Here is a 13469-nt window from a genome sequence, read left to right as displayed (position 1 = left end):
CAAAATGGAGGCGATTTAAGCCGGACCCGAAATTCAAGGTCAAAGTCATAAGCCAGAGCGGTTTTGACCTTGTTCCCGGCTTCGATCGCACCGTTTGCGGGAATTACAGAGATAACTGAACGCACGGGTGAACGGAAAACCTGCGGGGCTGACAGCCCTCAGGGAGAGAGTTAATTGTAGGGCGGGCAAGCGCAAGCGCCCCCGCCACAAACATTAAAGCTCGATAACCATTCCCGCCTCGTACGAATCCGGTGTAATCACCACACCGTGTTCACCCGCTGCACTCTTGCCTTGCTTCACGCCTTTCACACTGCTGATATTACGCAGACACAGCGTCCAGTCTTTCGCCTGGCCTGCGCTTTGTACCCCCAGCGTATTGCCTTCGCGACGCACCTTCAGCGTGAAGACAACCGAACCGTCTGCCGCCGGGACTTCACAAATCGCCTCGCGGCCATCGTCCAGGTTAAACAGCTGGAAAGCGGTGCCTTCGTGCCACGCGTAATCTGGTTTCTGGTCATTATTACCCAGCGCCAGTAGCGTGTTGTCACGCACATAAACCGGCAGGCTCTGGAAATCATGCTGCTCTTTATGCCAGCGGCTACCTTGCGCTTGCTGGTTGTTGAGCAGATGCGTCCAGCGCCCTTCTGGCAGATAGAACTGCACGTCGCCCGCCTCAGAGAACACCGGCGCAACCATCACTGAATCACCCAGCATGTACTGGCGGTCGAGATAATCGCAGCCCGGATCGTCCGGGAACTCCAGCATCATGGCGCGCATCATCGGCGTACCGCATTCCGCAGCCTGCGCCGCCTGGCGGTACAGATACGGCATCATGCGCGATTTCAGCTGCGTGAAGTGGCGCACCACATCGCAAGCTTCGTCGTCATACGCCCATGGCACACGGTAGGATTTGCTGCCATGCAGGCGGCTGTGGCTGGAAAGCAGCCCGAACGCGCACCAGCGTTTATAAACATGCGCCGGAGCGGTGTTTTCGAAGCCGCCAATATCGTGGCTCCAGAAACCAAAACCAGACATGCCGAGCGACAAACCACCGCGCAGGCTTTCTGCCATTGACTCATAGTTGGCATAGCAGTCGCCGCCCCAGTGAACCGGGAATTGTTGTGCGCCAACGGAGGCCGAACGGGCAAACAGTACGGCTTCTTCGTCGCCCAGTTCCTGCTTGAGCACGTTCCACACCAGCTCGTTATAAATGAACGCGTAATGGTTATGCATTTTCTGCGGGTCGGAGCCATCGTGCCACACCACATCGGTTGGGATGCGCTCGCCGAAGTCAGTTTTGAAGCAATCCACACCCATGCGCACCAGGCGTTTCAGATGGCCTGCGTACCAGTCGCAAGCCGCCGGATTGGTGAAATCAACAATCGCCTGGCCTGGCTGCCATTTATCCCACTGCCACACCGCGCCGTTCGGGCGTTTCAGCAGATAGCCTTTTTCCATCCCTTCGCGGAACAGCGGAGATTTCTGACCAATGTACGGGTTAATCCACACGCAGATTTTCAGACCACGCGCTTTCAGGCGTTTCAACATGCCTTCAGGATCGGGGAAGGTCACCGGGTCCCACTCGAAATCGCACCACTGGAAGGCTTTCATCCAGAAGCAGTCGAAGTGGAACACATGCAGCGGCAGGTTACGTTCGGCCATGCCGTCGATAAAACTATTCACCGTCGCTTCGTCGTAGTTGGTGGTAAAGGAAGTGGTGAGCCACAGGCCAAACGACCACGCTGGCGGCAGCGCCGGGCGGCCAGTGAAGCGGGTATAACGGTCGAGAACCGCTTTCGGTGTTGGGCCGTCAATCACGAAATATTCGAGATATTCACCTGCCACGCTGAACTGCACTTTGGAGACTTTTTCGGAACCAACTTCAAAGGAGACACATTCCGGATGATTCACCAGCACGCCGTAGCCACGGTTGGTGAGGTAGAACGGAATGTTTTTGTAAGATTGCTCGGTGCTGGTGCCGCCATCGCGGTTCCAGGTTTCCACCGTCTGGCCGTTTTTCACCAGCGCGGTAAAACGTTCGCCCAGACCATAAACCGTTTCGCCAACGCTCAAATCCAGGCGCTCGAACATGTGCGTGTTGCCGCTGTTAGCATCCTGCACATAACCGTTATTTTTCACCGCACTGCCGGTGATGCGCACGCCATCGCGCAGGAAATCCAGCGCCCATTCAACGCCTTTGGTGACACGCACCGCCAGATTGCCGCTTTTCAGCTCGGCAAACTCAGCGGTGTTTTGCATCGACACTTTCACGTCGTGCAACACGTTCAGCGGATAATGCGGGCCGTTATCCACCGCGCCCTGGAAATGCTCGATGCGCACACCGACAATCCCTTCCTGCGGGGAGAAAAAGCGTAGCGTGAACAGTGGAGTATCAAGCTGATTCCCCCGCTCGCGCACATCCTTCATGCCCGCATACACCACCATCTCATTACCCTGCTGTTCCACATCAAACACTTGCACCGGGTGGATAAGCGCTAAACCGGGCTGGATAAGCCAGTTACCGTCACTAATTTTCATTATGCCGTCCTTTTCAATGCTGAATTTTTTGGAAACGGTGTGCCCGTGGGTCTGGTGCGCACCTTCAAAAATGAATGTGAAAAATTCGATATCAAAGGTTGTAAAGCATCGGGGACGGACGATGAATTCTAATTTCTGGTTATCAGATTATGTTTCTTGATAAGTGTGAGCGGAGTCGCTCTCTTAGCAGACTAAGATTTAAGGAATGGATGTTTTTCGCGCGGTTTGATTGATCTGGCTAATAGTTTCAGAAGAATCATGGGGTAAAGGGGAAAGCATTGTTTGGTAAGGGGGAAAAACTGGGTATACTGCGCACCGCCTCCATGTAGCAATCGAGGCAAGGAAGATCGTCGTCTCCGGTGAGGCGGCTGGACTTCAAATCCAGTTGGTGCCGCCAGCGGTGCCGGGCAGGTTCAACTCCTGTGATCTTCCGCCACTCATCAAAGAAAATCTACTTTGATAAGATTCTTGTCATAACTAACTCTCCACTTGGTTGTACATCAAATGGCTTCGAGCGGCTATATTCACTATAAATACAACTAACATTTTCAAAAAACAAACCGGCTAATGTTGATGCAACTATATGTGGCTTAGGTCCAAATTGAATAATAGATATATTATATTGATGTCTCAGTGGTTGAATTAATTGACATAAATTCTCAAAAGTAACTGACAAACTTGAAATAGGAAGTTTTAATAAATTCCTCCCCCCCATTAACTGATGCTCAATAAAATCATTATTAATTAATAGAGATAAATCTTCATAATCAGGCAAAGCCCCAGGAGAAGCTATAATTCCAAAGCTTAGCTCAGGCTCAAGTAAATTAAAGAAACTTTGAGGCCCAATATTATCGAAACCCAACATAAAAATGGCACATTTTCTTTTCTTTGTTATTGAAGAACCTTCACAGCCAGGAAGAATTTTTATATCGCCTAATTCAAAATTCAAAAAATCTTCATTCTTAGGATATACTGCTAAAGAGTACACTAAATCAATTTTAATTTTCTTTTGAGAAAATTTCAAAAAATAGTTAAGGATAGCAGCATACCAATTTCTTGACATAGAGCTATAATCAATAAGAAGATGTAATTCCTCTTTATCAATTGCAGAGACCATTTGATTTAAAGTTTTATATATATCCTGTGTATTTGAATGTTCTAACTCAACAAGACGATATTTATGATTCCATTTTTTAACTAACAAATCCAAGCTATTTAATCTGCTTTTATTCTGCGAGCTCTCAATGAAGGAAAGAATCACAACTTCTGAGATTTTTTCTTGATCTAAGAGTTTAGAAACATAAGTGCAACGAGGTTCATAGCCTAATCCAACAAAGGCTATATCATAGTTTGAGCTTAATAATTCCGCCCTAGAAATATCTTCTAATTTAATCTTCATCATTAAATAACTCCAGTTGATCTTCTTCAGTTAATGGAACGCTAGAATTAAATATACTATGCAATCTAACGGCTCTTCCAATTCTAGGAAAAAGATTAAAATTAGGAGCCAAACAATTTGCTAATACAAACCGCCCCTCTTTTGATGGAAATAAAGATTTCGCATTTCTATCCTTTTTCACATAAGGGTATAATAACCCTAGGTCTACTGCCGTTTTAATACAGCTCCACTGCCCCTCTGTAATTGAATCATCAATTACAAATGATTGAGGTGTATCTGTACCTATTTTCTCTACCAATCCTTTATCTTTAAAATAATTACCTATACTATTAATGAAATTGAATGACTTTAATCCATCTTTTTCAAATTTAATTACTTCCAACTCTCTATAAGAGTAGCTTTTAAGTCTTTCACTCTGAGTTGAGTCAGGTATTTTCTTCGCTTGATTCTTAATATTACTTAACAAATGGTTGAATAATCTGAAGAGTCTTCTTGGGTTACCATCAGAGCAGCGAGAAATTATTGCCACTCCGGAATATAAAGTGGAAGAAGAGTTTCCCGATTTATTATTGTATTCTTCCCTTAATAGAAGTAACCCTCGAAGCTTTCTGATAATAGAATCATCAAATTTATCCACATCAATTTTATATAGCTCATTAGCTCGATTAATTGTCTCATCGTTACAATGTCTATTAATTAAATCGATAACATAAGTCATCTCAGCTATATCTGGTGTTGATTGTGTCAAAATTGATTTTCCGACTAATTCCTCCAAGGAAAAAATTTCTATATCATGATATTTCAAACGATTGACAAAAAGTTTCTCTGCAAATTCTTGTATTACCTTATCAGCATTTTGTTGATTAAAATGTGCTGTCCCAAGCTTATCAATATATACATATTCAAGGTCATGGCCAACATTTATATTAGCTTCAACATCTGTATCTAATGTATGATGACGATAAGGCATTGTAGTAATCTTAAACACTAAATCACTAGCAGAACGCATAAATGTATTTAACGTCTGGTGGTGAGATTTAGTTAGAAACTCAGCTTCATCAATACATACAATCCATCTATTGTGCCTAGGCAAACCAAGTATTCTCTTAGTAATTCTTGTGACAAATTCAAATGGTTTAAAGAGTGTTGTATGAAATGCTTCACCAATCCTTTTTTCATCCTCAGAAAGTTCCACCCCCATTGCTTCTTTATTAAAGACTAGATTTTTTCTAAACTCTATTTTTTCAAGTTCATTTTGAATAAGAGTAAGGTTACTAAGTTTTAAGTTATCTGTTGAGAACCAAAGCTGAGATATTTCAATGGAAATATCTCTTTCTGCGATCAATTGCTCGATGTCATCCTCGATATATACATCAATACAACTCCTAATCGTATCAAGTAATTTAGCACATAAAGATAGATTTAAACTCCAAACAAAATATTCGTCCTTTTTTTCTTCATAATTATTTAATGAATTAACCCACTCTACTTTTAATGGCACATAAGTAGCTATAAAATCCTTGGATTCTATATGCTGCTTTGCCTTAGGATAAAAACTAGCTAACTTACTAAGGTTCTCATGGGCTAACATTTTAACTAAAGCCGTTTTACCCGATCCTCTAGAACCCAAAATAACCTGATTTTGACTAGAGAAAAGGGATTCAAACGACTCCGTCCAAATAAATTCATTTGCAAGTTGGTTAGAATTCAGCCCCCTTGCATTTGAGCTTTCAAATAGCGAGCTAAGTTCACTAAAATTCATTTTACTCCCCCACCCATAACAAAACAAAGCCATCATTTTTGCTCGGCATCACTACATATTTTAGTTCACTTGAGAGATCATCAACAACAAGCGACAATAAATTTCTGTTACAATAGCGCAGATCTGGTTCTAAATTAATCAAATCCTCCCATCTAACAAACTGACTACATTCCCTAGACTTACTTAATATTTGTCTTAATTTATTCTTTAGCTTATTTCTAGATACCATATAGCCATAGTGTTCTTCATGACTGATAAAATCTCTATCATACAATGAGCGAGTCCATTTATGACTAGTAAAATATGACCAAGAAATCACCTTACCTCGTGAAAAATTATTTTCAGGGCAGAAATCATGATGTTCAATTAAATGAAAAAAATTGGCTACGCCATTATGCCAATCCTTCAATTGTGCAGCAAAACTACCTGCACTAAGGATGTTTACTGAAAAACCATCTGCATCCAATTGAAAATTAAATCTTGGAATATGTTTATGTCCATGAACAATAAAATCAAATTGGTTTTCACTGGCAAAATGCATAAAATCTTCAGCGTTCTTCATCTGACTGAGATCTGGATCTGAAAAAGTTCTATCTGTGTAATTTTTAGGATGATGATGTGTTAATAATATTCTAAATTTACGTTTAGTGGGGTTGTCTAATTCTTTTAGTTTCACCTGTAAAGATGCAAGGCATTTCAGGTCAACCTCACCAAATTTGACATCTTTATCAAAACAATCTAGAGCAGAAGAGTTAATACCAACAACAATTAAATCATCATGTTCCCAAATGGCTGAATATGGATCTTCATAATATGAAGAGAATTTAGTTTGATTTAATATTCCCGAGAAAAAATCATTATTCCTAATGTTATTATATTTTTCAAAAATAATTTTATCTTTACTGCCAGATCTTTCTTTTGCTTCTTTTTCATGCTTCCAATTACTATCGTGGTTCCCGGGCACAAAAAATATATTTTTTGGATCTATATTTAAAATTCCTACAATATCATTTATTCTATTTGCAGCTATTTCAAACTCGTAAGATTCAGCTCGATTTGTAATATCTCCAGCAATTAACAGATGCGTGGCAGATATTTTTTCAGATGAAATTAATTCTCTAAAATCATCGATAAAACTCTCTGTGATAGCCGATGAGCCAATTATTTCTGTACAGAAATCCTTTGCTCTTGCTGTTGTACCAACATGTAAGTCACTAATCACCAGTACTTTCATAATTTATTCTTTCATTATCAGCTTATACTATTAAATACTTGTCACATAATACTCCTAAATAACTAACCTTTTGGTGTTATCCCTCGATCAATTAGTTCTTTTCTTGCAAGATTTTTGATCCAACTCGCAAGACTTACACTTTCGTCAGCTGCTACTGCATCAAGTTGTTCCTTCAAAGCCGGATCAATACGCATTTTAAACTGAGGTGACTTCCCACCGCCTTTTGGTTTTTTTTCACGCGACACGATTGACATGAGGCCACCTATTGGTTCATCTTAGCTATATAGGAGGCCACACTATCATGTGAACTCCTAAAAGAGCAACGCCCCGGAGTGCGCTAACACTACCGAGGCGTTTAACCACTAACGTTAAGGACATAACGCAATGGCTAACACCAATACTACCACAACCGCTCGCCCTGAAATCCTGTGCACTCAACCAGTAATTGAATCCGCAATCACAACGCTATTAAAAACCCCGCTCGGTGCCACACACGATCTCTTCCAGGTGCTCGACGCCTGCCAGCATTATGTTGATGCGCTTATTGAAAACGATGACAACATCGAACGTATGGCATTGTGTGGGCGCTTACTTGCCGCGCTTGAAGTATTGAAAGTTGCGCTAAAAACGCCGCTGCCCGCGCATTTAATCGAGCGCCTGACGGTGGATGTGGCAGAACCCGATAATTATCGCGGCCCGTTTTCTACTGATTCCGAAAGCCTGCGCGAGTACTGTTCCGCACTCACCATCTTGCTGCTGCAACGCCAGCAGTCGCCTGAGCAGGAAGAACAGATCACCGGTTTATTGTTCGAGTTGATTAACCTTCTGGTCGAGGATTTAAAAACACCGCGTTTTGTTCGCACCGATGGCGGGCTGGCAATGATCAGTGGCGAGGCAGTACCCGGAATTCACTAGGTTTTGTAGGGCGGATTAGCGTTAGCGACATCCGCCATGTTCAAAGATCACTGATGGTTGTCGCTGGCGCTACCCCGAACGAATGTCTTTAATGACGTACAAGACCAGCCATTCGAGCAGCGCTACCAGCAAAACAGCGAGTACCGCTGAAAGAGTGAAATATATGGCTATACCGTTTGTTTCCAGCCGTTGGCTATAATCCGGTAATCGCCCCATTCCCAGGGACGTAAGCAGATTGGTATATGGCCAAGCCAGGGCATAAGAAAGTGAACGAAACACACCGCCGATCACCAGCAACCAGCCAACAAATAAAAACAAACCCGCTCTAAACATCCATTTAAGGTACATCAATATCACATGCCCACTGTTGTGTGGCTCTTCTTGAATACAAATTAACTTAGCGTATAGCCCTGTTTGGGGGAATTAGGCTTATTAGGGAAGGCTAGCTTCAGCTGTTTTGCATCTACCATTGGTTTCAAGTAATTCTGACGAATACTTTGCGCCTTACGTCCCAGTAATATTTCCATTACTGACACTGATAAGTAATGCCCATTACATAACCCAGTAAGAAGATCTTTCATAACTTCCGTATCCATTCGTCGATGTGCTCTGGATAAAGCGGCCATTCCCATCTCTTCCCTGATGACTATCCGTTAAGTTGAGCTCGCTATGCGTTAAGTCGAAGTCACTATGCGTTAAGTCAGAGCCGCTATGCGTTAAGTTGTGCGCGGCACTTAACGCATTAGCAAAGACATCCTCCGGAGAAGGAGGCTCCATTCCAGATTTGGTGAAAACGTTCTGGTCGAGGATTTGAAAACACCGCGTTTTGTTCGTACCGATGGTGGACTGGCAATGACTAGCGGCGAAGCGGTTCCAGGAATTCACTAGTTTTCCCAGGGCGGTTAAGCACAGCGCCGCCCGCCAAAAAACGGTGGATGACGCTGCGCTTATCCACCCAACAAATGCCTCGCAATCAGTCCAGAAATAAACCCTTCGTAATACACCTTAACATTCTGTCTTACTCTCAACAGGTACTATTCTGGTTCACTATTAAAGGGATATTTCTGCATGAATAAGTTGATGAAAATTTTGTTGTTAAGCGGCGTTGCGTTGTCTGCTACTGCTTGTTCAAGTGACTATGTGATGTCGACTAAAACCGGTGACATGATTGTGACGCAAGGGAAACCGCAGGTGGATAAAGATACCGGCCTGATTAGTTACACCGATGCGCAAGGTAACGAACGCCAGATTAATGACGAGCAAATCGTGCAGATGATTAAGAAGGACTGATTTGCTGTGCAGATACCAGCCAGCCCATGCTGACTGGTATCTCGTCTTAGCGTGTTTGACCTACCCGCCACGCAACATCACGCATGGCGTCGCGCGCTGCCTGGCTGATACCACCAAGCTGGAAGAAGCCGTGGATCACGCCAAGATAGCGTTGGCAGGTGGACTCAACGCCTTGATCCATCAGGCACTCATGCAAGACCTCACCTTCATTGCGAAGTGGGTCGTATTCAGCGGTGATGATATGCACCGGTGGCAGGCCTGCAAAATCTTCACGAAATAACGGGCTGGCTTCATCATCCATTGGGTCAAGATCGGCCATATAGGCTTCGTAACCTGAAAGCAGCGTATCGCGGGTAATGATGTAGTCGTAGCCATTTTCCTGATAGCTGACAGATTCCGCCGTCGCGTCCAGCATCGGGTAAATCAGCATGAGGCGCGCAGGCAACCAGTTTCCCGCACTTTTCAGGCGCAGAGCGGTGACCAGAGCAATATGCCCACCGGCGCTGTCGCCCGCGAGCGTGATTCGTTCACGATCCACTTCCATCTGATCAGCCGCTTGCCAGATAGCGTCCGCTGCACGTTCAGCATCATCATGTGCTGCCGGATAAGTGTGCTCTGGTGCCACGCGATACTGAACGGCAATCACCCGGCAACCACTGTGATAGCAAAGCTGGCGTAACTGATTGTCATGGGTTTCAAACCCACCGCTAACAAAGCAACCACCGTGGTAGTAGATCACGGCAGGAAGCGATCCGGTGGCATTGAGCGGGGAAAACATGCGTAACGTGCAGCCATCAAGACAGATGTCTTTCACGTCGACCCGGGTTTCCGTTTCGCCCGCTAAAACCGTGCTGGCGATATACCCGGCACGGCGTTCAGCAAAAGTTTGTTGGCGTGAAGACGGTCGGCCAGAGTCGATGAATTCATCAACCAGCCCGGCGATTGCGGGTTCGAGGGACATAGCGGAATTCCTTTCATGCTGTATAGATGAACAGTTATATCGCATTTATGGGATCGCGTGAACCGAGTTTTTTCACTATTTCAGCATTCTGGAAAGCGCCTCGAACAAATGAAAACTTCCAGGAAAAAGCAGATAACCGTACACTTTTTGAGGTTTATAGTACCCAGCAAGCTCATTCACAAAACAACATTAGATGCCGTAAATAATGTAAATGGTTAAACATTGTGCGATTTACCCATCGTGTTAAAATGAGTTTAAACATTGTTTAATTTGGTAATCATTGTGAAAACGCTGATTCGTAAATGGGGTAATTCCGCAGGGGCCATTATTCCTGCAGCTGTTCTGGAGAAAGCTGGGATGAGAATAGGTGACAAAGTGGATATTGAAGCCGTTGAGGGTGGAATTATGTTGCGAGTCGCAAAGCCGATATACACGCTAAGTGAGTTACTGGCCCAATCACCCGAAGGAAGTTTCGAGCTTGATGATGAAGACCGTGAGTGGCTGAATTCTCCGCCTGTTGGCAAGGAGATCGATTAGGTGAGTCTTTATATGCCTGATAGAGGCGATTTAGTGTGGCTCGATTTTGATCCTGCCGCTGGTCACGAACAAGCCAAAACTCGGCCTGCGCTAGTATTGTCACCAGTCGAATTTAGCCGCAAGGCTGGCATGGCGATTGTGGCACCAATAACATCTCGTGTTCGTGGCAATGCGTTTGAAGTACATCTGACAGAAACTCACACCCGGGGAGTTGTCATTTGCCATCATGTTAAATCAATCGATTTCCGGGCCAGACAGATGCGTTTCATTGAAAAAGCACCTGAAGAAGTCACAGAAGAGGCGCTGTCCAGAGTGAAGGTATTTTTCGAATAACACAGTGGGATGCAAAGCATCCCACTGCATCACCTACTCCCCTTCCCCTGGGAACAGGAAAGGATTGATGCTGCTGCGGGCAAAGCCTTCTTGCTCCATGCGCGCGTCCAGCACTAACGAGGCTAAATCGTCGGCCACGGCTTCAACTTTGGCATCTTTTTCCTGATAGAGGATCTTCAGGTAAGTGCCGCAGTCGCCGCAGCTTTCCGCTTTAATCGCTGACTGCTCGCTTTCCAGCGACCAGTAGTTCAAATCGCGGGTTTGCTCGCAGTTGCTGCATTTAATACGCACCACATGCCATTCGGTTTCGCATAAGTTGCAATGCAGGTAACGCAGGCCGCTGGTGCCACCAATCTGCACCACGCTGGAAACCGGAATCGAGCCGCAAACCGGGCAGAACTGGCGTTGTTCACCGTATTCTGCTTTCGCACGGCCTGGGATAAGGCTCGCCATTTGCGCCCAGTAGAGCGATAACGCCGCCCAAATGAACGGGGCTTTATCACTGCTTACCAGCGCAAAATCAGCGTTAAACAGCGCGGTCGCCATCTCTTCGAGTTCTTGCGTCGACGCCTTTTCCAGATTTTCGATAACTGCCAGTGCCTGGCCGCTCATCTCTGGTTTCAGCTCGGCAATCAACGAATTCAGCAGGCGCTGCCAGTGGGGATCACGTGGTAAAACGTGAATATCCAGCGGCGGCTTGCCGGTTTCCGATGACTTCTGAATCAGCGCCGTTAAATCCATTTCCAGCGGGTGGTCGTACAGCACCACTTCCTGGGCGTGGGCGATCAGTGCAGCAAAGCGCAGGAAATCACCCAGCGGATTATCGGTCGCCAACTCAAGCAGGCGTTCAGCGCGGCGGTTATAGAGATTTTTCAGCCTGGGGAACAGCAACGGCGGGATCATCTCCGCCGTGCGTTTATCGCTCTTCTCCAGCTGGTCTTGCGGGATTATGCGAATACTCATTCCGATCGTTTTTCCTGTTTTTGGCGAACTTCACGATACCATTTCGGATGGTGTTTTTTGGCCCAGGTCGTGGTGACCCAGCCTTCCACCATCGCGGTAATCGTGCCTTTCACCCAAAGGGCGGCATAGATGTGGACCATAATAACCACAATCAGTGCCACTGCTGCAAATGAATGCACCAACAGGGCAACGCGAATCAACGGGATTGAGAATGCAGGCGCGAAGTACGGGCGCCAGATAATCACGCCGCTCACCAGCAACAGTACCAGGAAGATAATCGCCGCCCAGAACACGCATTTCTGGCCGAAGTTATACCGCCCGGTGTCCCCCACTTCTTCGTTAACGACGATCTTGCGAATATTCTTCGCCCAGAAAATATCGTCACGATTGATGAGGTTATGGTGCCAGTAACGGAAAAACATGATGATAAACGAGGCAAACATCACTACACCGACGAACGGGTGGAGAATGCGCGCCAGTTGCGGTGTGCCCAGAACGTTCATTAACCAGTTAAAGGAGGGGAAGAAAAACCCCAGCCCGCTGATGGCCGCCAGCATAAAGCAGAAGGCGGTTACCCAGTGGTTGATACGTTCAGGCGCGCTGTAACGCTGAATAGTCACTTGTTTTTTCATGGTTTGCGCACCTCGTCGTCGTCATGGTGCAGGTTATCGTCCTCTTCTTCGGCACGGTTCGGGCCGACCCCCACATAGTGGAACACGCTGGCGGCGAAGGTTGCAGCAAAGCCAATAGCGGCGAGCGGCTTCCAGACACCTTTCCAGAATTTCACGGTTGGGCTGATGGACGGGTTCTCTGGCAGGCCGTGATACAACGTCGGCTTGTCCGCATGGTGCAGCACATACATAACATGTGTGCCGCCAACGCCTTCCGGGTCGTACAATCCGGCGTTGTCGTAACCGCGCGTTTTCAGTTCGCTCACACGCTCGCCCGCCAGGTTTTTCATATCCTCTTTCGAGCCGAAATGAATTGCACCAGTTGGGCAAGTTTTCACGCAGGCAGGCTCCTGGCCGACGGTCACACGGTCTACGCACAGGGTGCATTTGTAGACACGGTTGTCCTCCGGGTTCAGGCGCGGCACGTCGAACGGGCAACCGGCGATGCAGTAACCGCAGCCGATGCACTGCTCAGACTGGAAATCGACAATACCGTTGGCATACTGAATGATTGCGCCTTCAGCCGGACACGCTTTCAGGCAGCCTGGATCCGCGCAGTGCATACAGCCATCTTTGCGGATTAACCATTCCAGTTTGTCGTTTTGTTCCACTTCCGAGAAGCGCATGACCGTCCATGATTTGGCGGTCAAATCTGCCGGGTTATCGTAAACGCCGACGTTGCTGCCGATCTCATCGCGCAGATCGTTCCACTCCGAACAGGCCACCTGGCAGGCTTTGCAGCCGATGCAGGTGGTCACGTCGATAAGTTTCGCAACCTCTTGCTGGTGATCCCGCGCTTGTGGCGCGGGTGTGAGGCCATTGGTGGCGGAACGACGGATGATGTCCTGAGATTGATAAGCCATAAT

15 protein-coding genes and 1 tRNA gene are annotated in these 13469 nt (G+C 46.2%); 5 read left to right on the top strand and 11 right to left on the bottom strand.

Going from position 1 to position 13469, the window contains the following annotated elements:
* Nucleotides 1–213: 213 nt before the first annotated feature.
* The gene (gene yicI / locus D8682_RS16895) at nucleotides 214–2538 is read right to left on the bottom strand and encodes an alpha-xylosidase (protein WP_121814749.1); all 2325 of its coding nucleotides are present in this window, start codon (nucleotides 2536–2538) and stop codon (nucleotides 214–216) included.
* A gap of 341 nt (nucleotides 2539–2879) precedes the next feature.
* Between yicI and D8682_RS16890 the strand changes: the two genes are divergently transcribed.
* Nucleotides 2880–2974 (top strand) — tRNA-Sec (locus tag D8682_RS16890).
* A 15-nt stretch (nucleotides 2975–2989) separates the two neighbouring features.
* Here D8682_RS16890 and D8682_RS16885 read toward each other — a convergent pair.
* From D8682_RS16885 to D8682_RS16870, 4 genes are all read right to left on the bottom strand, one after another.
* Nucleotides 2990–3940, bottom strand: a complete 951-nt coding sequence (locus D8682_RS16885) for a hypothetical protein (protein ID WP_121814748.1) — start codon at nucleotides 3938–3940, stop codon at nucleotides 2990–2992.
* Complete coding sequence (locus tag D8682_RS16880) at nucleotides 3927–5699, bottom strand: hypothetical protein (protein WP_121814747.1); 1773 nt, start codon at nucleotides 5697–5699, stop codon at nucleotides 3927–3929. Before D8682_RS16880 ends, D8682_RS16885 begins: the two co-directional genes overlap by 14 nt.
* A 1-nt stretch (nucleotide 5700) precedes the next feature.
* Complete coding sequence (locus D8682_RS16875; RefSeq protein ID WP_121814746.1) at nucleotides 5701–6933, bottom strand: metallophosphoesterase; 1233 nt, start codon at nucleotides 6931–6933, stop codon at nucleotides 5701–5703.
* A 62-nt stretch (nucleotides 6934–6995) separates the two neighbouring features.
* The gene (locus D8682_RS16870; protein ID WP_121814745.1) at nucleotides 6996–7187 is read right to left on the bottom strand and encodes a hypothetical protein; all 192 of its coding nucleotides are present in this window, start codon (nucleotides 7185–7187) and stop codon (nucleotides 6996–6998) included.
* Nucleotides 7188–7317: 130 nt separating this feature from the next.
* Between D8682_RS16870 and D8682_RS16865 the strand changes: the two genes are divergently transcribed.
* Nucleotides 7318–7848, top strand: coding sequence for a hypothetical protein (locus D8682_RS16865; RefSeq protein ID WP_121814744.1), 531 nt, complete (start codon nucleotides 7318–7320; stop codon nucleotides 7846–7848).
* A gap of 69 nt (nucleotides 7849–7917) precedes the next feature.
* On the opposite strand, the gene D8682_RS16860 is transcribed toward D8682_RS16865, so the two are convergent.
* Both D8682_RS16860 and D8682_RS27465 read right to left on the bottom strand, forming a co-directional pair.
* A complete protein-coding gene (locus D8682_RS16860; protein WP_121814743.1) occupies nucleotides 7918–8196 on the bottom strand; it encodes a hypothetical protein in 279 nt (92 codons plus the stop codon).
* A gap of 44 nt (nucleotides 8197–8240) precedes the next feature.
* A complete protein-coding gene (locus tag D8682_RS27465; protein WP_370090878.1) occupies nucleotides 8241–8375 on the bottom strand; it encodes a Fic family protein in 135 nt (44 codons plus the stop codon).
* Nucleotides 8376–8916: 541 nt separating this feature from the next.
* Here D8682_RS27465 and D8682_RS16850 point away from each other — a divergent pair.
* Nucleotides 8917–9138: a YgdI/YgdR family lipoprotein gene (locus tag D8682_RS16850; protein WP_121814742.1), complete on the top strand. Its 222-nt coding sequence runs from the start codon at nucleotides 8917–8919 to the stop codon at nucleotides 9136–9138.
* Nucleotides 9139–9184: 46 nt separating this feature from the next.
* On the opposite strand, the gene D8682_RS16845 is transcribed toward D8682_RS16850, so the two are convergent.
* Nucleotides 9185–10099, bottom strand: coding sequence for an alpha/beta hydrolase (locus tag D8682_RS16845; protein WP_121814741.1), 915 nt, complete (start codon nucleotides 10097–10099; stop codon nucleotides 9185–9187).
* Nucleotides 10100–10381: 282 nt separating this feature from the next.
* Here D8682_RS16845 and D8682_RS16835 point away from each other — a divergent pair, with 282 nt between their 5' ends.
* Nucleotides 10382–10636 (top strand): AbrB/MazE/SpoVT family DNA-binding domain-containing protein, encoded by a 255-nt coding sequence (locus D8682_RS16835; protein ID WP_083963253.1) that lies wholly within the window; start codon nucleotides 10382–10384, stop codon nucleotides 10634–10636.
* The gene (locus tag D8682_RS16830; protein ID WP_232887123.1) at nucleotides 10637–10969 is read left to right on the top strand and encodes a type II toxin-antitoxin system PemK/MazF family toxin; all 333 of its coding nucleotides are present in this window, start codon (nucleotides 10637–10639) and stop codon (nucleotides 10967–10969) included.
* A gap of 33 nt (nucleotides 10970–11002) precedes the next feature.
* Here the strand turns inward: D8682_RS16830 and fdhE are convergent, their stop codons facing one another.
* From fdhE to fdxH, 3 genes are read right to left on the bottom strand one after another with little or no spacing between them, the layout of a single operon-like run.
* A complete protein-coding gene (fdhE, locus tag D8682_RS16825) occupies nucleotides 11003–11932 on the bottom strand; it encodes a formate dehydrogenase accessory protein FdhE (RefSeq protein WP_064542696.1) in 930 nt (309 codons plus the stop codon).
* On the bottom strand, nucleotides 11929–12564 hold the full coding sequence (gene fdoI / locus D8682_RS16820; protein ID WP_064542693.1) for a formate dehydrogenase cytochrome b556 subunit: 636 nt from the start codon (nucleotides 12562–12564) through the stop codon (nucleotides 11929–11931). The genes fdhE and fdoI overlap by 4 nt, the downstream gene beginning before the upstream one ends.
* Nucleotides 12561–13466 (bottom strand): formate dehydrogenase subunit beta, encoded by a 906-nt coding sequence (gene fdxH / locus D8682_RS16815; protein ID WP_064542691.1) that lies wholly within the window; start codon nucleotides 13464–13466, stop codon nucleotides 12561–12563. The genes fdoI and fdxH overlap by 4 nt, the downstream gene beginning before the upstream one ends.
* Between the last annotated feature and the right edge of the window lie 3 nt (nucleotides 13467–13469).

It is taken from the genome of Buttiauxella sp. 3AFRM03, assembly GCF_003675305.1.
In the GTDB taxonomy this organism is placed as follows: Bacteria; Pseudomonadota; Gammaproteobacteria; order Enterobacterales; family Enterobacteriaceae; genus Buttiauxella; species Buttiauxella ferragutiae.
Note: the sequence above shows the minus strand (reverse complement) of the source record. Positions and strands in the feature narration are given on the sequence as shown.

Coding starts and splice junctions, on each gene's coding strand:
- yicI (WP_121814749.1), bottom strand. CDS start 2,538: ATGAAAATTAGTGACGGTAACTGGCTTATCCAGCCCGGTTTAGCGCTT.
- D8682_RS16885 (WP_121814748.1), bottom strand. CDS start 3,940: ATGATGAAGATTAAATTAGAAGATATTTCTAGGGCGGAATTATTAAGC.
- D8682_RS16880 (WP_121814747.1), bottom strand. CDS start 5,699: ATGAATTTTAGTGAACTTAGCTCGCTATTTGAAAGCTCAAATGCAAGG.
- D8682_RS16875 (WP_121814746.1), bottom strand. CDS start 6,933: ATGAAAGTACTGGTGATTAGTGACTTACATGTTGGTACAACAGCAAGA.
- D8682_RS16870 (WP_121814745.1), bottom strand. CDS start 7,187: ATGTCAATCGTGTCGCGTGAAAAAAAACCAAAAGGCGGTGGGAAGTCA.
- D8682_RS16865 (WP_121814744.1), top strand. CDS start 7,318: ATGGCTAACACCAATACTACCACAACCGCTCGCCCTGAAATCCTGTGC.
- D8682_RS16860 (WP_121814743.1), bottom strand. CDS start 8,196: ATGTACCTTAAATGGATGTTTAGAGCGGGTTTGTTTTTATTTGTTGGC.
- D8682_RS27465 (WP_370090878.1), bottom strand. CDS start 8,375: ATGGAAATATTACTGGGACGTAAGGCGCAAAGTATTCGTCAGAATTAC.
- D8682_RS16850 (WP_121814742.1), top strand. CDS start 8,917: ATGAATAAGTTGATGAAAATTTTGTTGTTAAGCGGCGTTGCGTTGTCT.
- D8682_RS16845 (WP_121814741.1), bottom strand. CDS start 10,099: ATGTCCCTCGAACCCGCAATCGCCGGGCTGGTTGATGAATTCATCGAC.
- fdhE (WP_064542696.1), bottom strand. CDS start 11,932: ATGAGTATTCGCATAATCCCGCAAGACCAGCTGGAGAAGAGCGATAAA.
- fdoI (WP_064542693.1), bottom strand. CDS start 12,564: ATGAAAAAACAAGTGACTATTCAGCGTTACAGCGCGCCTGAACGTATC.
- fdxH (WP_064542691.1), bottom strand. CDS start 13,466: ATGGCTTATCAATCTCAGGACATCATCCGTCGTTCCGCCACCAATGGC.